General features: G+C 75.3%; 23 protein-coding genes. 12 read left to right on the forward strand and 11 right to left on the reverse strand.

Annotated elements, in window-relative coordinates; all coding sequences use genetic code 11:
- Positions 1-7 precede the first annotated feature (7 nt).
- Positions 8-1,066 carry an NAD-dependent epimerase/dehydratase family protein gene (locus tag JUB12_RS21575; RefSeq protein WP_205697501.1) on the reverse strand — a complete coding sequence of 353 codons (1,059 nt, stop codon included), beginning with the start codon at positions 1,064-1,066 and terminating at the stop codon, positions 8-10.
- A gap of 56 nt (positions 1,067-1,122) precedes the next feature.
- On the opposite strand from JUB12_RS21575, the gene JUB12_RS21580 reads away from it, so the two are divergent.
- Both JUB12_RS21580 and JUB12_RS21585 read left to right on the forward strand, forming a co-directional pair.
- On the forward strand, positions 1,123-2,055 hold the full coding sequence (locus tag JUB12_RS21580) for a M28 family metallopeptidase (protein ID WP_205697502.1): 933 nt from the start codon (positions 1,123-1,125) through the stop codon (positions 2,053-2,055).
- A gap of 1 nt (position 2,056) precedes the next feature.
- Entirely contained in the window at positions 2,057-3,028 is a 972-nt protein-coding gene (locus JUB12_RS21585) for a 4-hydroxy-3-methylbut-2-enyl diphosphate reductase (RefSeq protein ID WP_205697503.1), read from the forward strand.
- A gap of 17 nt (positions 3,029-3,045) precedes the next feature.
- On the opposite strand, the gene JUB12_RS21590 is transcribed toward JUB12_RS21585, so the two are convergent.
- On the reverse strand, positions 3,046-3,537 hold the full coding sequence (locus tag JUB12_RS21590; RefSeq protein WP_205697504.1) for a helix-turn-helix domain-containing protein: 492 nt from the start codon (positions 3,535-3,537) through the stop codon (positions 3,046-3,048).
- A 108-nt stretch (positions 3,538-3,645) separates the two neighbouring features.
- Between JUB12_RS21590 and JUB12_RS21595 the strand changes: the two genes are divergently transcribed.
- Both JUB12_RS21595 and JUB12_RS21600 read left to right on the forward strand, forming a co-directional pair.
- Positions 3,646-5,049 carry an MFS transporter gene (locus tag JUB12_RS21595; protein WP_205697505.1) on the forward strand — a complete coding sequence of 468 codons (1,404 nt, stop codon included), beginning with the start codon at positions 3,646-3,648 and terminating at the stop codon, positions 5,047-5,049.
- On the forward strand, positions 5,046-6,179 hold the full coding sequence (locus JUB12_RS21600) for a sigma-70 family RNA polymerase sigma factor (RefSeq protein ID WP_205697506.1): 1,134 nt from the start codon (positions 5,046-5,048) through the stop codon (positions 6,177-6,179). The genes JUB12_RS21595 and JUB12_RS21600 overlap by 4 nt, the downstream gene beginning before the upstream one ends.
- Before the next feature lie 61 nt (positions 6,180-6,240).
- On the opposite strand, the gene JUB12_RS22175 is transcribed toward JUB12_RS21600, so the two are convergent.
- Complete coding sequence (locus JUB12_RS22175; RefSeq protein WP_241004352.1) at positions 6,241-6,591, reverse strand: metalloregulator ArsR/SmtB family transcription factor; 351 nt, start codon at positions 6,589-6,591, stop codon at positions 6,241-6,243.
- Positions 6,588-6,905, reverse strand: a complete 318-nt coding sequence (locus JUB12_RS22180) for a hypothetical protein (protein WP_241004355.1) — start codon at positions 6,903-6,905, stop codon at positions 6,588-6,590. The genes JUB12_RS22175 and JUB12_RS22180 overlap by 4 nt, the downstream gene beginning before the upstream one ends.
- Before the next feature lie 116 nt (positions 6,906-7,021).
- Between JUB12_RS22180 and JUB12_RS21610 the strand changes: the two genes are divergently transcribed.
- Positions 7,022-7,612 carry an ATP-dependent Clp protease proteolytic subunit gene (locus tag JUB12_RS21610; protein ID WP_205699841.1) on the forward strand — a complete coding sequence of 197 codons (591 nt, stop codon included), beginning with the start codon at positions 7,022-7,024 and terminating at the stop codon, positions 7,610-7,612.
- Here the strand turns inward: JUB12_RS21610 and JUB12_RS21615 are convergent.
- Positions 7,572-8,675, reverse strand: coding sequence for a CaiB/BaiF CoA-transferase family protein (locus JUB12_RS21615; protein WP_205697508.1), 1,104 nt, complete (start codon positions 8,673-8,675; stop codon positions 7,572-7,574). The two genes, JUB12_RS21610 and JUB12_RS21615, sit on opposite strands and share 41 nt — an antisense overlap.
- Before the next feature lie 16 nt (positions 8,676-8,691).
- On the opposite strand from JUB12_RS21615, the gene JUB12_RS21620 reads away from it, so the two are divergent.
- Entirely contained in the window at positions 8,692-9,816 is a 1,125-nt protein-coding gene (locus JUB12_RS21620) for a metallophosphoesterase (protein WP_205697509.1), read from the forward strand.
- Here JUB12_RS21620 and JUB12_RS21625 read toward each other — a convergent pair.
- The gene (locus JUB12_RS21625) at positions 9,767-10,546 is read right to left on the reverse strand and encodes a DipZ protein (RefSeq protein ID WP_205697510.1); all 780 of its coding nucleotides are present in this window, start codon (positions 10,544-10,546) and stop codon (positions 9,767-9,769) included. The genes JUB12_RS21620 and JUB12_RS21625 overlap by 50 nt on opposite strands.
- Positions 10,547-10,599: 53 nt before the next feature.
- Between JUB12_RS21625 and JUB12_RS21630 the strand changes: the two genes are divergently transcribed.
- From JUB12_RS21630 to JUB12_RS21640, 3 genes are read left to right on the forward strand one after another with little or no spacing between them, the layout of a single operon-like run.
- Entirely contained in the window at positions 10,600-11,094 is a 495-nt protein-coding gene (locus JUB12_RS21630; protein WP_205697511.1) for a hypothetical protein, read from the forward strand.
- The gene (locus JUB12_RS21635) at positions 11,091-12,521 is read left to right on the forward strand and encodes a fenitrothion hydrolase (protein WP_205697512.1); all 1,431 of its coding nucleotides are present in this window, start codon (positions 11,091-11,093) and stop codon (positions 12,519-12,521) included. Before JUB12_RS21630 ends, JUB12_RS21635 begins: the two co-directional genes overlap by 4 nt.
- Positions 12,518-12,688: a hypothetical protein gene (locus JUB12_RS21640; protein WP_205697513.1), complete on the forward strand. Its 171-nt coding sequence runs from the start codon at positions 12,518-12,520 to the stop codon at positions 12,686-12,688. The genes JUB12_RS21635 and JUB12_RS21640 overlap by 4 nt, the downstream gene beginning before the upstream one ends.
- On the opposite strand, the gene JUB12_RS21645 is transcribed toward JUB12_RS21640, so the two are convergent.
- The gene (locus tag JUB12_RS21645; protein WP_205697514.1) at positions 12,685-13,299 is read right to left on the reverse strand and encodes an SCO family protein; all 615 of its coding nucleotides are present in this window, start codon (positions 13,297-13,299) and stop codon (positions 12,685-12,687) included. The two genes, JUB12_RS21640 and JUB12_RS21645, sit on opposite strands and share 4 nt — an antisense overlap.
- 25 nt (positions 13,300-13,324) lie before the next feature.
- Positions 13,325-14,443, reverse strand: a complete 1,119-nt coding sequence (locus tag JUB12_RS21650; RefSeq protein ID WP_205697515.1) for a hypothetical protein — start codon at positions 14,441-14,443, stop codon at positions 13,325-13,327.
- A gap of 91 nt (positions 14,444-14,534) precedes the next feature.
- Between JUB12_RS21650 and JUB12_RS21655 the strand changes: the two genes are divergently transcribed.
- Both JUB12_RS21655 and JUB12_RS21660 read left to right on the forward strand, forming a co-directional pair.
- A complete protein-coding gene (locus JUB12_RS21655; protein WP_205697516.1) occupies positions 14,535-15,107 on the forward strand; it encodes a TetR/AcrR family transcriptional regulator in 573 nt (190 codons plus the stop codon).
- The gene (locus JUB12_RS21660) at positions 15,104-15,946 is read left to right on the forward strand and encodes an enoyl-CoA hydratase/isomerase family protein (protein ID WP_205697517.1); all 843 of its coding nucleotides are present in this window, start codon (positions 15,104-15,106) and stop codon (positions 15,944-15,946) included. Before JUB12_RS21655 ends, JUB12_RS21660 begins: the two co-directional genes overlap by 4 nt.
- On the opposite strand, the gene JUB12_RS21665 is transcribed toward JUB12_RS21660, so the two are convergent.
- From JUB12_RS21665 to JUB12_RS21675, 3 genes are read right to left on the reverse strand one after another with little or no spacing between them, the layout of a single operon-like run.
- Positions 15,943-17,085: an amidohydrolase family protein gene (locus JUB12_RS21665; protein WP_205697518.1), complete on the reverse strand. Its 1,143-nt coding sequence runs from the start codon at positions 17,083-17,085 to the stop codon at positions 15,943-15,945. The two genes, JUB12_RS21660 and JUB12_RS21665, sit on opposite strands and share 4 nt — an antisense overlap.
- A gap of 15 nt (positions 17,086-17,100) precedes the next feature.
- The gene (locus JUB12_RS21670) at positions 17,101-17,736 is read right to left on the reverse strand and encodes a response regulator transcription factor (RefSeq protein ID WP_241004357.1); all 636 of its coding nucleotides are present in this window, start codon (positions 17,734-17,736) and stop codon (positions 17,101-17,103) included.
- Entirely contained in the window at positions 17,724-18,710 is a 987-nt protein-coding gene (locus tag JUB12_RS21675) for a sensor histidine kinase (RefSeq protein ID WP_205697519.1), read from the reverse strand. Before JUB12_RS21675 ends, JUB12_RS21670 begins: the two co-directional genes overlap by 13 nt.
- A gap of 204 nt (positions 18,711-18,914) precedes the next feature.
- Here JUB12_RS21675 and moeB point away from each other — a divergent pair, with 204 nt between their 5' ends.
- Positions 18,915-20,111 carry a molybdopterin-synthase adenylyltransferase MoeB gene (gene moeB / locus JUB12_RS21680; RefSeq protein ID WP_205697520.1) on the forward strand — a complete coding sequence of 399 codons (1,197 nt, stop codon included), beginning with the start codon at positions 18,915-18,917 and terminating at the stop codon, positions 20,109-20,111.
- The last annotated feature ends 8 nt before the right edge of the window (positions 20,112-20,119 follow it).

Genomic DNA, 20,119 nt, shown 5'->3' on the forward strand with positions numbered 1-20,119 from the left:
GGGTACCTCAGCGCGAGGTCCGGCCCACGCCCGTGAGCACCTCGCGCACCCGCGCGGGGCCGCTCGTGCGCGGGTCCAGTGGCGGGGTGTCGTGGCCGGCGCCCTGGCGCATGCCCTCGACGAGCTCGCGCAGCGCCTCGTCGGCGGAGACCCGGGGCTCCCAGCCCAGCTCGCGGCCGGCGCGCGAGGTGTCCATGACGGGGACCTGCATGCCCATGTCGAACCAGCCGGGCTCGGTGGGCTGCAGCCGGGCCTTGAAGGTCAGGCTCGCCAGGGCGCGCACGACGCCCGCGGGCGCCGAGACGTGGCGGGTGCCCAGGGCGCGGGCGAGGACCCCTGGCGGCAGCGCCGGCTCGGCGGCGATGTTGAACGCGCCGCGCGCGCCGGGCCGGTGCAGGGCGGAGCGGTAGGCCAACGCGACGTCGTCGGAGTGCACGCACTGGACGACGAGGCCGTCGGGCAGCGGCAGGACCGGCAGGAGCCCGGGACGCACGAGCGCGTTGGGCAGGAACGGCCCCGCGAACAGGCGGCGGACCTGGGTGGCGGCGTCGCGCTGGAAGACCAGGCCCGGGCGGATGCGGACGAAGCGCGTGTCCGGGTTGCGCGGCTCGAGCTCGTCGAGCAGCGCCTCGACCGCCGCCTTGTGGCGCGAGTAGATCGAGGACGGGATGCCCGTGTGCGGGTGGGACTCGTCGACGCGGCGGTCCTTCGGGCCGGGCGCGTACGTGCCGACCGACGAGGCGTAGACGACGTGCCGCACGCCGGCGGCGAGGGCGGCCTCGAACACGCGGCGGCTGCCCTCGACGTTCGTGGCGCGCATCGTCGGCTCGTCGCGGCCGGGCTGGATGAGCCAGGCGAGGTGGACGACGGCGTCGCAGTCGTGGAAGGCGGGCGTGAGCTCGTCGCGCGAGACGTCGGCCGCGTGCCAGGTGACCTTCGGCGGCGGCGGGCCGTCGGGGACGCGCCGGGCGATCCCGACGATCGCCTCGACGCCGTCGTCGACGGCCAGCGCCCGCAGCAGGGCCGTGCCGTGGTTGCCGGTGGCTCCGGTGACGGCGACGCGCATGACCGAGGTGTTCCCAGCGCGCCGCGCCGCACGCGCGGGTGGGATGCTCCAGGCGCATGCACCGCCTGCCGCTGGCCGCCGTCCTCGTCGCCGCCCTCGTGGGCTGCGGGTCGGGCGGGGACGACGGCCAGGACGCGCCCGTCGGCGCCGGGGCCGGCGCGGGGGAGGCCGGCGTCACGACGGCCGACGCCGCTGCGGCGCGCCCGCCCGACCGCTTCAGCGCCACGCGCGCGATGGCGACCGTCCGCCTGCAGCTCGCGGCGGGCCAGCGTCCCGCCGGCTCGGCCGCGCTGCGCCGGCTGGCGCCCAGGCTCCGGGACCGCCTGCCCCGCGGGCGCTTCGAGGCGATCCCCGGCCATCCGGGGCTGCGCAACGTCGTCGGGCGGATCCCCGGCTCGCGCCCCGCGATCGTCGTCGGCGCGCACTACGACACGGAGGCGCTGCCCAAGGGCTTCGTCGGCGCCAACGACTCGGCCGCCGGGACCGCGGCGCTCATCGAGGTCTCGCGGGCGCTGCGCAAGGTCCGCCGCCCGGCGGGCGCGCCGGAGATCCGCTTCGTCCTCTTCGACGGCGAGGAGGAGCCGCGGCCGACGGACGACTTCTACCGCGACGCGCTGCGCGGCTCGAAGGCCTACGCGGCCGCCCACGCCGACGAGGTCGGCGCGATGGTCCTGCTCGACTACGTCGCCAACGAGGGCCTCCAGCTCCCGCGCGAGGGCACGAGCGACCCGGGGCTCTGGGCGCGGCTGCGCGCTGCGGCCCGCCGGGTCGGCAAGCAGGCCTTCTTCCCGGACGCCACCGGCCAGGCGGTGCTCGACGACCACACGCCGTTCCTGCGCGCCGGGGTGCCGTCGATCGACCTCATCGACTTCACCTACGAGCACGCGGACACGCTCCAGGACACCTACGACAAGCTCGACCCGAGGGCGATGGACGCCGTGGGGGAGACGGTGGTCGAGCTGGTGCGGACCATCCGTACACTGGGGTGACGTGAGCCTCGCCGTCGAGAAGCTGCTGCTCGCCGCCCCGCGCGGCTACTGCGCGGGCGTCGACCGTGCCGTCCAGACCGTCGAGAAGGCGCTGGAGCTGCACGGCGCGCCGGTCTACGTGCGCAAGGAGATCGTCCACAACAAGCACGTGGTCGAGCAGCTGCGCGCCCGCGGCGCGGTCTTCGTGGAGGAGCTCGACGACACGATCCCCGAGGGCGCGATCACCGTGTTCTCCGCCCACGGCGTCGCGCCGCACGTCCACGCCGAGGCCGAGCGCCGCGGCCTGCGCACCATCGACGCGACGTGCCCGCTGGTGACCAAGGTCCACCGCGAGGCGCTGAAGTTCGCCGCCGACGGCTACACGATCGTCCTCATCGGCCACGCAGGCCACGAGGAGGTCGAGGGGACGATGGGCGAGGCGCCCGACCACATCGTCCTGGTCGAGACGGAGGCCGACGTCGACGCGCTCGAGGTCGACGACCCCGAGAAGGTCGCCTACATCTCGCAGACGACGCTGTCGGTCGACGAGACCAAGGCGATCATCGCCCGGCTGCGCGAGAAGTTCCCCGCGATCACCGGTCCGCGCACGGACGACATCTGCTACGCCACGACCAACCGCCAGGCGGCCGTCAAGCAGATGGCGCCGCACTGCGACCTCGTGCTCGTCATCGGGTCCAAGAACTCGTCGAACTCGAACCGCCTGGTGCAGGTCGCCCGCGAGCACGGAACCGCGTCGCACCTCATCGACAACGAGACCCAGGTCGACCCGGCCTGGCTCGCGGGCGTCAGGACCGTCGGCATCACGTCGGGGGCGAGCGCGCCGGACGAGCTGGTGCAGCGGCTGGTCGGCTGGTTCCGGGAGCGCGGCGTCAGCGACGTCGAGGAGTTCCAGGTCCTCCAGGAGGACGTGCGCTTCATGCTCCCGAAGACGATCCGCCAGGCGATGGCCGCCGCGGCGGCGCCTGCGGCCTAGCCCACGCGCGTGCGCCGCTAGGCGCTCGCCGGCAGCAGCGGCTCGGCCCGCTGCTGCGCGTTCGCGCCCGGTCCCGGGCCGATCTGCGTGTCGCGCGGCGAGAGCGCGTCCCCGCAGTGGGTGCAGTGCAGCTGCGGATGGGCCTCGTGGCCGCAGGTGCGGTGCACCGCCACCCGCGGCGGGCCGCCGGGTGGCGTGGCGTGCGCGTCGCCCCACGCCATGAGCGTCAGCAGGACGGGCTGCACGTCGACGCCCTTGCGCGTCGGGCGGTACTCGAACGCGTCGGGGTGGTTGTCGGCGTAGCGCTCGCGGATGAGCAGGCCGTGGTCGACGAGCGTCTGGAGGCGGTCGCTGAGGATGTTCGGCGCGACGCCCAGGCGGCGCTTGAGGTCGGCGAAGCGCCGGCGGCCGAGGAGGACCTCGCGCATGACGAGCAACGTCCAGCGCTCGCCCAGGACCTCGAGGGCGGCGGCGATCGAGCAGTGCTGGTCGTAGGCGCGGAAGGGCATCGGGCCGCGCCAGCGTAGCGCGGGCGGTTGCAGATCGCTACCGCATGGCGTACGGTCCGCGCCCCCTCGTTGCAGTTGCAGATCGCTACCGCCCTGTCTGGAGCCCCGATGGAACACCGCTGGAAGGTCCTGACCGTCGTCTCGGTCGCCGCGTTCATGGCGAGCCTGGACCTCTTCATCGTCAACGTCGCCTTCCCCGAGCTGTCCCGGGACTTCGAGGGCACGAGCGTCGCCGGGCTCTCGTGGGTGCTCAACGCCTACGCCATCGTCTTCGCCGCGCTGCTCGTGCCGGCGGGGCGGGCCGCCGACCGCCTCGGTCGGCGCCGGGCGTTCCTGGGCGGCACGCTCGCGTTCCTCGCCGGCTCGGTGCTCTGCGGGGTGGCGCCGTCGGTCGAGGCGCTCGTCGCCGCCCGCATCGTCCAGGCCGCGGGCGCGGCGTTCCTCATGCCCGCCTCCCTGGCGCTGCTGCTCCCGGAGTTCGGGCCGCGCGAGCGGCCGGCGGCGATCGGCGTGTGGGCCGCCGTCGGCGGCGTCGCCGCGGCGCTGGGCCCGCCCGTCGGCGGGCTGCTCGTCGAGGCGAGCTGGCGGCTGGTCTTCCTCGTCAACGTCCCGGTCGGCCTCGTCGCGCTCGCCTTCGCGGTGCGGCTGCTGCGCGAGACGCGCGACGAGACGGCCGAGCGCGCGGACCTCGGGGGGACCGTCCTGCTCACGCTCTCGACGGCGGGCCTCGTGCTCGGGCTCGTCGAGGCGCCCGACTGGGGATGGGGCTCGGTGGCGACGCTCGCCGTGCTGGCGGCCTCGGCCGCGGGCCTCGCACTCTTCTGGGCCCGCTGCCGGACGCACAGCTCGCCGGTGGTCCACCCGGAGATGCTGCAGGTGCGGTCCTTCGCGATGGCGACGCTGGGCCAGCTGCTGTTCAGCGCCTCGTTCGGGGCGATGCTGCTGGGGTCCGTCCTGCTGCTCACCGACGTCTGGGACCGGTCGGTCCTCGTCGCCGGCCTGTCGATCGCGCCGGGGCCGATGCTCGCCGCCGCCTTCGCGGTCGTCTCGGGGCGCCTGGCGCCGACCGTCGGCCAGCACCGCCTGGCGGCCGCCGGCTGCGCGACGTTCGCCGTGGGCTGCTCGTGGTGGCTGTGGCAGGTCGACGCGACGCCGGCCTACGCGACCGGCATCCTGCCCGGGCTGCTGCTGACCGGGATCGGCGTGGGCTTCACGCTCGCGCCGCTGGCCAGCGCCGCGGCGTCCTCGCTGCCCCCGACGCGCTTCGCCACCGGCTCGGCGGTCCTGACGATGGCGCGCCAGCTGGGGACGGTCCTCGGCGTGGCGGTGCTCGTGGCGATCCTCGGCTCCGGCGACGCGAGCGACCCGATCGGCGCCTTCCAGGGCGGCTGGACCTTCATGGTCGTCTCCGGGCTGCTCGCCTCGCTGGCGGCGCTGCGCATCGGCGACCTGCGCGAGCCGGCACCCCTGGTGTCCGGTCTCGAGGTCCGTCATCGTCTTGAGGGGGCATGAACGACCTCGAGCACCTCGTCCGTGAGCACGGGCCCCAGCTGCGCCGGCGGCTGGAGCGCATGACCCGCGACCGGGACCTGGCGGAGGACCTCTGCCAGGAGGTGCTGCTGCGCGCGTGGCGCCGGGCGCCCGCGGACGCGGCGCCGGAGGTCCTCCAGGCGTGGCTGCACCGCACCGCGACGAACGTCGCCCTCGACGAGCTGCGCCGCCACGCGCGGCGCGGCGGCGTGCACCTGGAGCTGCCCGAGGCGCTGGCCGCGCCGGAGTCGCCGGACGCGGGCGCCGCGCGCGAGGCGCTCGCGCAGCTCAGCCCGCACGAGCGGCTGCTCCTGCTGCTGCGCTTCGAGGCCGGGCTGTCGCTGCGCGAGGTCGCGGCGGTGCTGGCGATCTCCGAGGAGGCGGCGCGCAAGCGCGTCTCGCGCGCTCGCCAGCGCTTCTCGTCGGTCTTCCGGGCGATGGCCGAACGCCGGGACCCGGTGGTGCTGCTGCTCGTCCGCGACGAGGACCCGGTGCCCTACGAGCGCTGGCTGGCCGACGCCGGCGCGGTCGTGCGCCGCGTCGACCACGGCGCGGGCGGGCGCGACGTCCTGCACGCCGACGGCCTCGTCATCACCGGCGCCTACACCGACATCGACCCGCGGCTGTACGGCATGGAGCGCCGCGCCGACCTCCAGGGCGAGCAGGACCTCGAGGCCGACCGCCGCGACCTGGACCTGCTGCGCGGCGCGCTGCAGTCAGGCCTGCCGATCATCGGCGTGTGCAGCGGCCACCAGCTGCTGAACATCGCCAGCGGCGGGACGCTCCTGCAGGACCTCGACGAGCACGGGACCGCGGTCGTCGACGGCCACGAGGGCAACCACGCCATCCGCCACACCACCGGCTCGCTGGCCTCGGGCGTGCTGGGTCGGCGGATGGCGGTCCACTCCAGCCACCACCAGGCGGTGGCGAAGCTCGGCTCGCACCTGCGCGTCAGCGCGCTGTCCGACGACGGTGTGGTCGAGGGCATCGAGCGCACGGACCACCCCTTCGCGGTCGGGCTGCAGTGGAAGCCGCAGCTCGTCCCCGACGCGCCGGCGTCCACCCGGCTCGCCGAGGCCTTCGTCGAGCAGGCCGCGCGGGTCGCGGCCTAGACGCGGGGTGGTAGGTGCCAGGCACCTACCACTCGCGTGAGTGGTGGGTGCCAGGCACCCGTCAGCGGGGCAGGGTGTCGCGCAGGCGCTCGAGGCGCTGGTCCCAGCGGGCGCCGGCGGCGGCCATCCACGAGATGGCGTCGCCGAGCGGGGCGGGCTCGAAGCGGTAGCGCGCCTCGCGGCCCTCGCGCTCGACGTCGGCCAGGCCGGCGTCGCGCAGGATCGCGAGGTGCTTGGCCACGCCCTGGCGCGAGATGGAGCGGCCCTCGGCGCCGAGCTCGCGGGCCAGCGCGGAGGCGCTCAGGGCGCCGCGCTCGGAGAGCAGGCGGACGACCTCGCGGCGCGTCGGGTCGGCGAGGGCGTGGAAGACGTCGCCCGAGGCGTCGCCGGTGGGGGCGGCCCCGGGGCTCACGCCAGGGCCAGTGGCCCGCGGGTGCCCGAGCTCGTCCCGGCGACGACGGCGGTGGAGACGGCGCGCAGCACGCGGACCGGCGTCTCGACGACGACGACGCGCGTGCCGTCCTCGTGGTCGTCGAGGACGACGTCGACGACGGTGCCGCGGTCGGGCGACCACCGCAGCGCGAGGCGGTGCGGCGCCTGCTCCTCGACGACCTCGGCCTCCTCGCCCAGCCACGCCAGGTCGCGCACGTGCTCCCACGCGGCGTCGCGGTCGGCGGGGAGGACGACCTCGCGGACGACGGCCTCGGCCTCTTCGTGCAACTCCATGGTTGCTCATGCTACCGTGGCGTCAAGTGCAACCGTTCGGTTGCGTCAACGCGACTCAGGGGACAGTCCCCTGGTTCGCACGCGTCACGGAGGAGCTCGCCTTGCCCCTGGTCCCGATGGTCATCGAGCAGTCGCCGCGCGGCGAGCGCTCGTTCGACATCTACTCCCGCCTGCTCAACGACCGGGTGGTCTTCCTCGGCCAGCCGATCGACGACGAGATCGCGAACCTCGTCGTGGCCCAGCTGCTGCACCTCGAGGCCGACGACCCCGACAAGGACATCGCGCTCTACATCAACTCGCCGGGCGGCAACGCCTACGCGGCGCTGGCCATGTACGACGCCATGCAGCACGTGCGCTGCGACGTGCAGACGATCTGCTGCGGCATCGCCATGAGCGGCGGCTCGCTGGTCCTCGCGGGCGGCGCGCCCGGCAAGCGCTCGGTCCTGCCCAACGGGCGCGTGCTGATCCACCAGCCCAGCGGCGGCTTCCAGGGCCAGTCGACCGACATCGCCATCCACGCGAAGGAGGCGCTGAGCCTCCGCGACCGCTTCGAGGAGCTCTACGCCAGGCACACCGGCCAGGACCAGGCGCGGGTGCACGCCGACATGGAGCGCGACCGCTTCTTCAGCGCCGAGGACGCCGTCGCCTACGGCCTGGCCGACCGCATCATGGAGCGGCGGAAGGGGGTGCCGCGTGAGGGCGTGTGAGCCAGGCGCGCAGCTCGTCGTCGTGCTCGCCGAGGCCGGGCGGCGGCAGCCGGACCCCGGCGTCGGCGAGCGGTGAGCGGACGGTCCGCACGCCGCCCGTCTCGTCCACCGGCGCGAGGCCGAGCTCCTCGGCCAGCGCGAAGGCCGCGGGCACGTCGTTGACGCGCCCGACCGGGACGCCGGCGGCTCGCAGGCGCACCTCCACCTCGTCGCCCGCGAGCAGCGGCTCGAGCGTCGCGACCAGCGCGTCGCGATGCTCGAGCCGCGCCGCGTTCGTGGCGAAGCGCGGGTCCTGCGCCACCTCGGGCGCGCCGACCGCGTCGCACAGCCGCGCGAACATCGCGTCGTTGCCGCAGGCGACGACGAGGTCGCCGAAGGTCTCGTAGGGCGTGAGCGACGGGTGGCGGTTGCCCATCGGCCCCGGCACGACGCCGCCGTTGAGCCAGCCGCTGGCCTGGTTGAGCAGCCCGGTGAGCGCGCTGTCCATGAGCGAGACCTCCACCCGCCGGCCGCCGCCGTCGCGCAGCGCCGCCAGGACCCCGATCGTCGCCCAGAGCCCGCAGAGGACGTCGACGACCGGTGCGCCGACCTTCAGCGGCCGCCCGCCCTCCTCGCCGGTGACCGACATGAGCCCGCCCATCGCCTGCAGCAGCAGGTCGTAGCCCGGCAGCGCCGCTCCGCCGAACGCGCTGATCGAGCAGTAGGTCACGCCGGGGTTGCCGGCGGCGACCAGGTCGTCGAAGCCCAGGCCCAGCCCGTCCATCAGCCCAGGGCGGAAGGACTCGACGACGACGTCGGCGCGCAGCGCGAGCTCGCGGGCCAGCGCGCGATCACCGGGGTCCTTGAGGTCCAGGCGCAGCGAGCGCTTGTTGCGGTTCAGCGCCAGGTAGTAGGTCGCGGTGCCGTCCGGGGCGCGCGGTGGCCCCCAGCCACGGGTGTCGTCGCCGCCGTCGGGGCGCTCGACCTTCACGACGTCCGCGCCGAGGTCGCCCAGGGTCTGCGCGCACAGCGGTCCGGCGAGCACGCGCGAGAAGTCGGCGACGAGGAGCCCGGAGAGCGGCATGGCACGATGCTCGCGGATGCGCACGCTCGTCGTCTCCGACCTCCACCTCGGCGGCCGCACCGGCGTCGACGTCCTGCGCCACGAGGGCGTGGCCCGCGAGCGGCTGCTCGCCGCGCTGGACGGCGTCGACCGCCTCGTGCTGCTCGGCGACCTCCTCGAGCTGCGCCACGGCCCGGCGCGTGACGCCCTGGCCGCGGCGGCGCCGGCGCTGCAGGCCATGGGCGAGGCGCTGGACCCCGCCACCGAGGTCGTCGTCGTCCCCGGCAACCACGACCACGCGCTGCTCGCGCCGTGGCTGGACCGCACGGACAAGCCGCTGGGCCTCGAGACGCGCGTCAAGCCCACGACCGCCTCGCCGATCGCCGCCAAGGTCGCCGGCTGGCTGGGCAAGGACCGGACGTCGATGGCCTACCCCGGTGTCTGGCTGCGCGACGACGTCTTCGCCACCCACGGCCACGTGCAGGACGTCCACGGGACGATCCCCACCTTCGAGCGCCTCGCCGCCGGCGCGATGCAGCGGATCGCCGGCAAGGTCCCCGAGGGCCCGTGCACGATCGAGGACTACGAGCGGGTGCTCGCGCCGATCTACGCCTGGATCCACAGCGCCGCCCAGCGCGCGCAGGAGGGCAAGCGGGCGGCCGGCGCCGGCGGGGCCTCGCGCGCCTACGAGCTGCTGATGGGCGACGGCCACAAGCCGATCCGCGCACGCGCGATCGCCGCCGCCTTCCCGCTGGGCATCCGCGGCCTCTCGCTCCTCGTCGGCCCGCTGAGCAGCGACCTCAGCGGCGACGCGCTGCGCCGCAACGCGCTCGGCGCGCTGGGCGAGGCGATCGACCGCCTCGGCGTGCGCAGCTCGCACGTGGTCTCCGGCCACAGCCACCGCGCCGGCCCGCTGCCCGCCGACGACCCGCACGAGTGGCGCACGCCGCACGGGGTGCACCTGCACAACACGGGCTGCTGGGTCTACGAGGGCGCGCTGCTCTCGGGGGGCGACCCGGCCTCGCCGTACTGGCCCGGCCACGCGGTCGTCGTCGAGGACGAGGGCCCGCCGCGGCTCGAGCGGCTCCTGGGCGACGTGGAGCTCGAGGCGCTCAGGCCTGCGCGGTCGGCTCCGCACCCTCCGGAGCCAGACCGGGGGTGAAGCACACCGCGTGGCACGTCACACCGTCGCCGGCCTCGAGCTCGAGCACGGCCTCGGTGTGGCGCTCGTGCTCGACGAGCGGGTGGCAGCCGGTGTACGGCACCTCGCGCGCGTCGCCGTTGACCACCACGGTCCCGCCGCCCTCCGGCACCTCGAGCACCGCCCAGACGCCGCCCGCCTCGTAGGGGCCCGACCACAGGCCCGGCTGGTCGGGGGTCGGCACGGCGAGCAGCGCGACCGGGTCGTCCTCCGGGCGCAGCGGCGGCAGGACGTCGCGCTCGATCCCGAGCGCCTCCTGGATCGCGCGCTCGGTCTCCTGGTAGGCGCCCTCGCCGAAGTGGAAGTCGACGAGCCGGTGCTGGCGGGAGAAGAGGTAGCGCGCCGGCCACCCGCGGTTCTCGTAGGTGCGCCAGAGCGCGAGCTCCTGGTCGAGCAGCACGGGGTGGACGACGCCGAGGCGCTCGACCGTCGCCCGCACCACGTCCTCGTCCTGGGAGGGCGGGAAGCCGGGGGCGTGGACGCTCACCACGCGCAGGCCGTCGTCGGCGTAGCGCTCGTGCCACGCCTTGACGTAGGGCAGCGTGCGCAGCGAGTTCACGCGGCAGACGTCGAAGAACTCGACGAGGACGGGCCGGTCGCGCTGCTGGTCCATGCGCAGCAGCTTCACGTTGAGCCACGTGGCCGGCCGGGGGAACGGCGGGGCGTGGATGTCGTCGACGGGCGGCCGCACGGGCGGGGCACCGTAGCAGCGGCGCACGGGCCGTCCGGACTACCCTGCGGGCCATGAGCCCCCGCGCACGGATCGCCATCGTGGCCGTCGCGGCCGTCGGCCTCGTGCTCGCGTTCTTCGCGGCCCGCGGCAGCGACGACGCCGACGACCCGCCGGCCACCGTCGCCGGCACGACGACGCAGAGCACGCCGGCGCCCGAGGTGACCACGGACGAGGCCACGGGCGGCACGACCGCGCCCGCCGGGACGACCGAGACCGAGGCCGAGCCGGCCGAGCCCGAGGAGCCCGCGGTCCAGACGATCCGCGTGCGCGACGGCCAGCCGGTGGGCGGCGTGCAGGAGGTCGAGGTCGACTCCGGCGAGCAGGTGCGCTTCCGCGTCTCGTCCGACGTCACCGACCACGTGCACGTCCACGGCTACGACCTCATGCGCGACGTCGGGCCGGGCAAGCCGGCGACGTTCTCCTTCGAGGCCGACGCCGAGGGCCGCTTCGAGGTGGAGCTCGAGGAGCGCGGCGTGCAGATCGCGGAGCTCCGCGTCACTCCGTGACGGGCCGCACCCGGATCCTCGCCGCGGCGGCGCTGTTCGGTGCCGCCGCGCTCGCCACGCCCGCGGGCGCGCTGGCCCACGGGCTCGTCGGCCGGCAGGACCTGCCGATCCCGCGCTGGCTGTTCGCCTGGGGCGCGGCGGTCGTGCTCGTCGTGTCGTTCGTCGGCCTCGGCGTGCTGTGGGCCAAGCCGCGCCTCGAGGAGGCCGCCGAGCACCGCGTCCTCGGCGTGCCGAAGGCCCTCGAGGTCCTCGCCGGCGCGCTCGGCGTCGCCGCCTTCGCCTTCGTCGTCTACGCCGGCTTCGCCGGGACGCAGACGCCCACGGCCAACCTCGCGCCGACCGCCGTCTACGTCCTCTTCTGGGTCGGGGTCCCGGTGCTCAGCCTGCTCTTCGGCGACGTCTTCCTGGCGTTCAACCCGTGGCGGGCCATCGGACGCGCCGCCGGCTGGGTCGCGGGCCGGGTCGGTGGCGGGCGCGACGAGCTCAGCCAGCCGCTCGAGTACCCCGAGCGCCTCGGGCGCTGGCCGGCGGCGATCGGGATCCTCCTGTTCGCGTGGGTCGAGCTCGTCTTCTCCGAGCGCGACGACCCGAGCACGCTCGCGGTCCTCGCGCTCGTCTACGCCGCCTTCCAGCTCGTCGGGATGGCGCTCTACGGCGTCGACGTGTGGACCCGCCGCGCCGACGCCTTCCAGCAGTTCTTCTCGCTGTGCGCCCGCATCTCGCCGCTGCGCTGGCGCGACCGGGCGCTGTGGCGCCGGCTGCCGCTGGCGGGCGTCCCGTCGCTCAGCGCGGTCCCCGGCACCGTCGCCCTGCTCTGCGTCCTCATCGGGACGACGACCTTCGACGGCTTCTCCCAGGGCTCGCTGTGGACCGACGTCGCGCCCGACCTCCAGTCCTTCTTCCTCGACGACCTCGGCTTCGACCAGGCCCGGGCGATCGAGGCGGCGTTCACCATCGGGCTCGTCGGCTGCGTCCTGGTCGTCGCGCTCCTCTACCGCCTCGGCGCCGCCGGGATGCGGACGGTCGCGCACGACCGCGAGACGAAGGACCTGGCGCGCGTGTTCGCCCACTCGCTCGCCCCGATCGCGCTGGCCTACGCGATCGCGCACTACTTCTCGCTGCTGGCCTACCAGGGCCAGGCGATCGGCTACCTCGCCAGCGACCCGCTCGGCGACGGGTCGGACTGGTTCGGGACGGCGGGCGCGTCGATCGACTACGGCGTCGTCGACGCCAACGGCATCTGGTACGTCCAGGTGGGGGCGCTCGTGCTCGGCCACGTCGCCGGCCTGGTCCTCGCCCACGACCGCGCGCTCGTCCTCTTCGGCAGCGGCCAGCGCGCCAGCCGCTCGCAGATGTGGATGCTCGCGGTGATGGTCGGCTTCACGTCCCTCGGCCTCTGGCTGCTGTCCGCGAGCGCGCAGACATGATCGTCGCCCACGCCGGCCACTGGATCGTCAACCTCATGTACGCCCTGCCGGTGGTCATCGTCGGCGGGCTGCTCGGCTGGCAGGCGATCAAGGACCGCCGGGCGGAGCGGCGCGAGCTCGCCGCGGGGATCGCACCCCGCCCGGACGACGACGCGCCGGTCGACTAGGCGCTGCGCCGCGCGTCGGCGGCGATGAGGCGCAGGTCGTGCGCCAGGCCGTCGGTCGTCAGGTCGCTGAAGGGGAAGCTCACGCGCTGACGGCCCTGCGCGTCGATCAGCAGGACGCGCGAGGAGTGGTCGAAGGCGTCGCCCTGGGGCTGGATGCCGTAGGCCTTCCACACGCGCCGGAGCTCGGCGCGCGTGCCGAGCAGGAAGCGCATGCGGCCGGTCAGCCGGCGCTCGACGAGGAAGCGCTTGGCGTTCAGCGGCGTGTCGCCCTCGGGGTCGACGGAGACCGCGAGGACCGGGATGTCGTCGCCCACGCCGGACTGGTCGAGCGCCGAGCGGATCACCGACGCGGTGGTCGGGCAGGTGTCCTCGCAGGTGGAGTAGAGGAACGTCAGCGCGACAGGCGAGCCGCGCAGCGCGCTGAGGCGGACGGTCTCGCCGTCCTGGTCCTTGAGCGCGAAGTCGCGCGGCGGCACGTCGGGCGGCGTGAAGCCCTGGAACCCCGAGGCGATCCGCTCGTTCGAGGAGGGGCCGAAGAGGACGATCGCGAGCGCGGCGACGAGGACGAACGTCGCCGTGAGCATCAGGGCTGCGCGCGTGCGGGGATGCACCGCGTCCGACGGTAGCGCTGCCGGGCTACGCGGCCGGCGGCGGGTCGACCTCGGGCGCGTCGCCCTCGGCCTCGGGCGACTCGCCGGCCTCGGCCGGCGCCTCGAGCGCGGCCTCGCCGCCGGGCTCGGGCGTCTCGAGCTCGGCCTCCTGCGCGGGCGCCTCGGCGGGCGCGTCGTCGACCGGCTCCACCTCGGCGGCCGCGGGGGCCTCCTCGGCGACGGGCTGCTCGACGGCGGCGGGGGCGTCCTCGACGACGGCCGGGACCTCCTCGGCGGCGGCGGCCTCGGGCTCCTCGGGCTCGGCGGCGGCGCCGACCCCGAACGCGGCGGCGATCTCGTCCAGGCCCTTGATCTTCGTGCCGGAGAACTCGCCGAAGGACGTCGTGCCGCGGGCGCCCTTGGCGTCCTCGCGACGGCGGCGCCGCTGCTCGTCGCGGCGGCGGTCCTCCTCGTCGCGGGCGCGCCGGCGGGCGGCGCGGGCCTCGCGCTCCAGGAGGTCGCGCTTGGGGAGGATGACCTCGGCGGCGACCTCGACGTCCAGGGAGGCGACGAGCTCGCCGACGATCGCCTGGGCCAGCGCCTCGCCGACCTCGGTGCCCGGCTTGGCGCCGCGCTTCGTGCGGCGCGCGGTGTGGACGGCGCGGGCCAGCGACTTGGCGGCGTGCTGGGAGAGCGGGCGGCGCGCGCCCTTCTTGAAGCCGCGCACGCCCTCGGTCACCTCGTCGCGGACCTTCGGCGGCAGGAGCCGGTAGAGCTCCTTCATCTGCGCGACGTCGGCGTCCTGCTTGACGAGGGCCACGACCTGGCGCAGCTCGGGGAAGGGGAGGGGCTCGCGCTTGGGCGGCGCGGGCTTCTCGCGGAGCTTCTGCTTGACGACGGGCAGCGGCTTGGGGTCGGGCGCGACGCCGAGGATCTTCGGGCCGACCGAGGGCTGGTCCTCGACCACGGGCTGCTGGGTGGCGGCGGGCGCCTCCTCGGCGGGGACCTCCGGCTCGACGGCGGCGGGCGCCTCCTCGGCGGCGGGCTGCTCGGCGGGCGGCGCGTCCTCGACCACCGGCTGCTGGGTGGCGGCGGGCGCCTCCTCGACCGGGACCTCGGCCTCGGTCCGGACCTCCTCCTCGGGGGCGGGCTGCTGCTCGCTCATCGTCCGGGGAGTGTGCCGCACGGTGCGAGCGCTCGCGTTCCGGCCCGCCGCCACCGAACGATCTTCGGTACGCTCCGAACCTGGTTCGGCCATGCCCACCGCCACGCCCGCCCGCCGCCGCATCCTCGACGCCGCCCTCAAGCGCTTCGCCGCCGACGGCGCGCTCGGCGCGACGCTCGACGACGTCCGCAGGGACGCGGGCGCCAGCGTCGGCGCCGTCTACCACCACTTCGCCGACAAGCAGGCGCTGCACGCCGCCGTCTTCGAGGACGTCCTCGCCACCTACCAGGAGGCGTTCGCGTCGCTGCTCGAGGAGCAGGACGACCCCGAGGCGGGCGTCCGTGCCGGCGTGGCGTTCCACCTGCGCTGGTGCGCGGCGCACCCCGACCACACGCGCGTGCTGCTGGCGGGCCCGCCGGCCGGTGCCGACGTCACCGAGCTCAACCGCACGTTCTTCCGCCGGGTGCGCGGCTGGTGGCGCCCGCACGCCCACCACGGCGCGTTGCGCGACCTCGACATCGCCCTCCTGCACGCGCTGTGGCTCGGCCCGGCGCTCGCCCTCACCCAGAACGCCCTGGCCGGGCGCGACCGCGCCCCGACCGACCACGACGCGACCGTCCTCGCCGACGCGGCGTGGGCGGCCCTGAGGAGCCCTGACGCATGACCGACACCGCACCGCTCTACGCCACCATGCGCGCCGCCGGCGCCGGCGCCACCCACGAGGCCGTCCGCGTGCAGCGCCGCGGCGACCGGGCGACCGTCACGCTCGCGGAGCCCCGCCGCCTCAACGCCCTGAGCGCGGCGCTCATGGTCCAGCTGCGCGCCGCGCTGGAGGACCTCGCCGCCGACGAGGCGATCCGCGCGATCGTCCTCACCGGCGAGGACCCCGGCTTCAGCGCCGGCGGCGACCTGGAGATGATGGGCGCCGCCACCGCCCGCCTGTGCGACCCGGAGGACGAGCTCGGGACGACCGACGTCTGGCGCTGGATCCGCCGCGAGTTCGGCGGCGTGGTGCGGACCATCGCCCGCACCGACAAGGCGTTCGTCGCCGCGCTCAACGGGCCGGCGGCCGGCGTCGGCCTCGCGTTCGCGCTGACCTGCGACGTCGCGGTCGCCTCCGACCGGGCGGTCATCGTCCCGGCCTTCGGGCGCCTCGGCCTCCTGCCCGAGGTCGGCACGAGCTGGGCGCTCACCCGCGCGCTGGGCTACCAGGGCGCGTTCGCGTTCTTCGCCGAGGGCCGCCACCTCGACGCGCAGGAGGCCCACCGCCGCGGCCTGGTGCAGGAGGTCGTCGCCCACGACGAGCTCGCGGCCGCGGCCGAGCGCTGGTGCGACCGCGTCTGCGCGCTGGCGCCGCACGCGCTCGAGATGGCCAAGCCGCTGCTGCGCGCCGCCGCCGACGCGCCCTGGGACCACGCGCTCGCGCTCGAGGAGTACGCCGAGCCGACGTGCTTCACCACCGCGCGCTTCCGCACGGCGGTCGACGAGCTGCGCGGGCGCTAGGGCAGCATCGCCGCCGGGGTCCGGGCGAGGATCGCCGCGCTGAGCACGAGGTCGAACCCTGGGGCGCGCAGCGGGCGCAGTGCGTCGCCCTCCTCGACGCCGTCGTAGAGCTCGAGCAGCTCGCCGATGGAGCGGATGACGTCCGCGTGGTCCCCGACGGGGTCGGCCACCGCGGCACGGACGAGGTCGATGCCCTGCCCCGGCGCCTCGCCGCGCAGCAGCGGCTCCACGGCCGAGCACAGGGTGACGTAGAGGCGCTCGAGCTCCGGGGCCAGCGGCACGTGGTCGGCCGGGAACGGCCCGACGTCGAGTGGGTCCTCGTGCGCGACGAGGCGTTCGAGCTGGCCGCCCATCACGGCCCGCAGCTGCTCGCCGGTGAGGCCGGCCTGCACGCCGAGCCGTGCGGTCATGAGGATCGCGAGCGCGGGGTTGGCGAACGGGATGTCGCTGGCGAAGAGGACCTGCCCCGGGCGGACCGTCCGGAACAGCGCCCAGACGTCGCTCGGGTTCCACCAGCTCGTGTCGAAGAAGAGGTTCGGGAGGTCGTCGGTGTGGCGCACGACCTGGTCGAAGGCCCCGATGGCGCAGTGCGCGAGCACGATCCGCAGCCCCGGGTGGCGCTGGCACAGCGCGACGGCCTGCGGCCCGATGTCCACGTCGCCCACGCCGGCGTGGACCATGATCGGCAGGCGCTGCTCGTCGGCCAGCTCGAAGACGTCGACCAGCGCCGGGTGCTCGAGGTCGAAGCCCTCGCCGCGCGGATGGAGCTTGAGCCCGACCGCGCCGTCGGCCCGCGCGCGCACCAGCTCGTCGAGCGGGTCGTCGTCGGGGTCCAGCCGCGCCAGGGCCCGGAACCGCGGCTCGCGCTCGGCCAGCGCGCAGACGCGCTCGTTGGCCGCCCGGTAGCCGCCGGGCTCCTTGAGGGGGAACACGAGCGCGCGCGAGCCGACCTGCTCGAGGGCCGCGATCGCCTCGGCCTCGGTGGCGTTGAGCCCTGCCGGGTCGCTGATCCCGACGTGCACGTGGGCGTCGAAGAGCTCGACGCCGCCGACGTGGTCGAGCGCCGCCCTCACCCAGGGCAGCAACGCCTCCTGCTGGTAGATCACGGCGCCCGTCTTGCCCGGCGGCGCCGCGTCCACGCGCCCGGACGGGGACTAGGGCTCGACGAGGCCGCGGCGGATCGCGTAGCGCACGAGCTCGACGCGGTCGCGCATCCCGAGCTTGCGCAGGAGGTTGCCGCGGTGGGACTCGACCGTCTTCTCGCTGAGGTGCAGGACCTCGGCGATCTCGCGGTTGGTGTGCGCCTCGGCGATGAGCTTGAGCACCTCCTGCTCGCGCGGCGTCAGCGGCTCGCCGGCGGTCCGGGCGTCGGGGTCGGCCAGCCAGTCGCGCAGCAGGGAGCGCTCGACCGCGCTCGTGAGGAACGGCTCGCCGCGGTGCACCGCCCGGACGGCCTCCACCAGGCGGGTGTCGGCCTCGCGCTTGAGGACGTAGCCGCCGGCGCCCGCGGTCAGCGCCTCGAGGACGTAGCGCTCGTCGTCGTGCATCGAGAGGACCAGGACGCCGGCGTCGGGGAGCTGCGCGCGGATCTCGCGCGCGGCCTGCAGGCCGGTGAGCTTGGGCATCGAGACGTCGAGCACGCAGACGTCGGGACGCTCGCGCAGGGCGACCTCGACCGCCTCGGCGCCGTCGGCCGCCTCGGCCACGACCTCCATGTCGGCCTGGCGCTCGAGCAGCAGCCGCAGCCCGCCGCGCACGACGCCGTGGTCGTCGGCGATCAGGACGCGCACGCCAGCGCCTCCTGCAGGCGCAGCTCGACCTCGGTGCCGTACCCCGGCGCGGACCGGATCGCCACGGCGCCGCCCGCCAGCCGCGCGCGCTCGCGCATGCCCGTGAGGCCGAGGCCGCCCTCGCCCTCCTGCACCCGGCGCACGTCGAAGCCGTCGCCGTCGTCGCGCACCGTCACGACCACCTCGCCGCCGTGGGCGCGGGCGGCGACGTGGAGCACCTGGGCGTGGCCGTGGCGGATCGCGTTGGACAGCGCCTCCTGCACCACGCGGTAGACGACGACCTGCGCGTCGGGCTGCAGCGCGTCGAGGTCGCAGTCGCCGGCGTCGAGCGACGCGCGCAGCGGCGCGCGGTCCAGCAGCGCCGCGAGCGCCACGGCGAGGCCGTGGTCGTCCAGCGCGGCGGGGCGCAGCTCGCGCGCCAGGCGCAGCAGCTCGTCCATCGCCTGCGTGGCGACCTCCTGGGTGGCGCGCAGCTCGTCGCGCAGGGCGGGCGGCGCGTCCTGCGCGGTGGCGGCGAGGCGCAGCAGGACGCCGGTCAGCGCCTGGTTGGCCTCGTCGTGCAGGTCGCGCGCGAGGCGCGCGCGCTCGGCCTCCTGGCCCTGCAGGACGGCGCCGGCGGTCCGGGCGCGCTCGTCCTCGAGCCGTCCGAGCATGCGGTTGAAGGCGTCGGTGAGGCGGGCGACCTCGGCGGAGTCGGCGTCGACCTCCGCGCGGACCTCGCCGTCGCGGGCGGCGCCGAGGTCGACGCGCTCCATGACGTCGATGAGGTGCTCGAGCGGGGCGAAGCGGCGGCGGACGACGAGCCCGTTGACGAGGACGGTGGAGAGGATCGCCGCCACCAGGACGAGCGCCTGGCGGCGCGACTCGGCGCCCGTCACGTCGAGCTGCGCGACGACGGCCGCCGCGAGGACGGTGGCGGTGATGAGCGCCGCGTTGACGGCGAGCACCTGGGTGGCGAGGGAGGTCCGGCGCAAGGCGGTGGGGGAGGGCTCGGAGCGAATGGGGTCCACACCCCATGTCGGCACCCGCGGCGCGCTCCGATACCCCTGGTGCAGCCCCTCCCCACTTGGACCTGGGTTCGGGACCCGGCGGTCGGACGCGCTCGGAGGGCGGGCGCGTCCGGCCGCTACACTTCCTGAAGCACTGAAACCCCTCAGTCCTTCAGGTGATTGCCACAGATGACGCCCTCCGGCTCGGAGTTCATCAAGCAGGTGAAGTCCTCCATCAAGGAGGTCGACCCGCGCGAGGTCCACGACCTCGTCGAGCAGGGCCGCATCGACGACGGCGTCGTCCTCGTCGACGTCCGTGAGCCCGAGGAGTGGGACCGCGGCCACCTGCCCGGCGCCAAGCACGTCTCCCGCGGCCACCTCGAGTCGCGCATCGAGGGTGCGGCGCCCGACCGCTCCCAGCGCGTGGTCCTCTACTGCGCCTCGGGCAACCGCTCCGCCCTGGCGGCGCGCACCCTGCGCGAGGACCTCGGCTACGAGCAGGTCGAGTCGATGACCGGCGGCTACACGCTGTGGAAGGACCGCGGCTACGCCGTCGAGACCCCGCGCGTGTTCACCCCCGAGCAGCGCGACCGCTACAGCCGCCACTTCCTGCTGCCGGAGATCGGCACCGAGGGCCAGGCCAAGCTGCTGGACGCCAAGGTCCTGCTGCTGGGCGCCGGCGGCCTGGGGTCGCCCACCGCCCTCTACCTCGCCGCCGCGGGCGTCGGGACGCTGGGCATCGTGGACGACGACGTCGTCGACGTCTCGAACCTCCAGCGCCAGGTCATCCACGCCACCTCTCGCGTGGGCGTCCCGAAGGTCGACTCCGCCGAGCAGGCGATCAAGGACCTCAACCCCGACGTCCAGGTCAAGAAGTTCCAGTTCCGCCTGGACGCCTCCAACATCATGGAGGTCCTCGAGGGCTTCGACATCGTCGTGGACGGCGTCGACAACTTCCCGACGCGCTACCTGCTCAACGACGCGACGGTCCGCCTCGGCATCCCGGTCGTGAGCGCCGCCATCCTCGGCTTCGAGGGCCAGCTGAGCGTCTTCGCGCCCTACGAGGGCCCGTGCTACCGCTGCCTCTTCCGCCAGCCGCCGCCGGCGGAGCTGGCCCCGAGCTGCGGTGCCAACGGCGTGCTGGGCGTCCTGCCCGGGACGATGGGCCTCCTGCAGGCCACCGAGGTCATCAAGCTCATCACGGGCATCGGCGACCCGCTGATCGGCCGGCTGCTCATGTACGACGCGCTCGACGCGTCGACGACCGAGCTGAAGGTCCGCCGCGACCCCGAGTGCCCGATCTGCTCGCGCGAGCCGGGCGCCATCTCCGACGAGGAGATGGGCGTGTTCCCCGACTACGAGGCGTTCTGCGCCGCCGCGGGCTAGGGTCCCGC

This window comes from Conexibacter sp. SYSU D00693 (genome assembly GCF_017084525.1).
Classification (GTDB): Bacteria; Actinomycetota; Thermoleophilia; order Solirubrobacterales; family Solirubrobacteraceae; genus Baekduia.

Excerpts from the sequence above, each read along its gene's own strand:
- JUB12_RS21575 (WP_205697501.1), bottom strand. The coding sequence starts at position 1,066 with ATGCGCGTCGCCGTCACCGGAGCCACCGGCAACCACGGCACGGCCCTG.
- JUB12_RS21580 (WP_205697502.1), top strand. The coding sequence starts at position 1,123 with ATGCACCGCCTGCCGCTGGCCGCCGTCCTCGTCGCCGCCCTCGTGGGC.
- JUB12_RS21590 (WP_205697504.1), bottom strand. The coding sequence starts at position 3,537 with ATGCCCTTCCGCGCCTACGACCAGCACTGCTCGATCGCCGCCGCCCTC.
- JUB12_RS21595 (WP_205697505.1), top strand. The coding sequence starts at position 3,646 with ATGGAACACCGCTGGAAGGTCCTGACCGTCGTCTCGGTCGCCGCGTTC.
- JUB12_RS21600 (WP_205697506.1), top strand. The coding sequence starts at position 5,046 with ATGAACGACCTCGAGCACCTCGTCCGTGAGCACGGGCCCCAGCTGCGC.
- JUB12_RS22180 (WP_241004355.1), bottom strand. The coding sequence starts at position 6,905 with ATGGAGTTGCACGAAGAGGCCGAGGCCGTCGTCCGCGAGGTCGTCCTC.
- JUB12_RS21610 (WP_205699841.1), top strand. The coding sequence starts at position 7,022 with ATGGTCATCGAGCAGTCGCCGCGCGGCGAGCGCTCGTTCGACATCTAC.
- JUB12_RS21615 (WP_205697508.1), bottom strand. The coding sequence starts at position 8,675 with ATGCCGCTCTCCGGGCTCCTCGTCGCCGACTTCTCGCGCGTGCTCGCC.
- JUB12_RS21620 (WP_205697509.1), top strand. The coding sequence starts at position 8,692 with ATGCGCACGCTCGTCGTCTCCGACCTCCACCTCGGCGGCCGCACCGGC.
- JUB12_RS21630 (WP_205697511.1), top strand. The coding sequence starts at position 10,600 with ATGAGCCCCCGCGCACGGATCGCCATCGTGGCCGTCGCGGCCGTCGGC.
- JUB12_RS21640 (WP_205697513.1), top strand. The coding sequence starts at position 12,518 with ATGATCGTCGCCCACGCCGGCCACTGGATCGTCAACCTCATGTACGCC.
- JUB12_RS21650 (WP_205697515.1), bottom strand. The coding sequence starts at position 14,443 with ATGAGCGAGCAGCAGCCCGCCCCCGAGGAGGAGGTCCGGACCGAGGCC.
- JUB12_RS21655 (WP_205697516.1), top strand. The coding sequence starts at position 14,535 with ATGCCCACCGCCACGCCCGCCCGCCGCCGCATCCTCGACGCCGCCCTC.
- JUB12_RS21660 (WP_205697517.1), top strand. The coding sequence starts at position 15,104 with ATGACCGACACCGCACCGCTCTACGCCACCATGCGCGCCGCCGGCGCC.
- moeB (WP_205697520.1), top strand. The coding sequence starts at position 18,915 with ATGACGCCCTCCGGCTCGGAGTTCATCAAGCAGGTGAAGTCCTCCATC.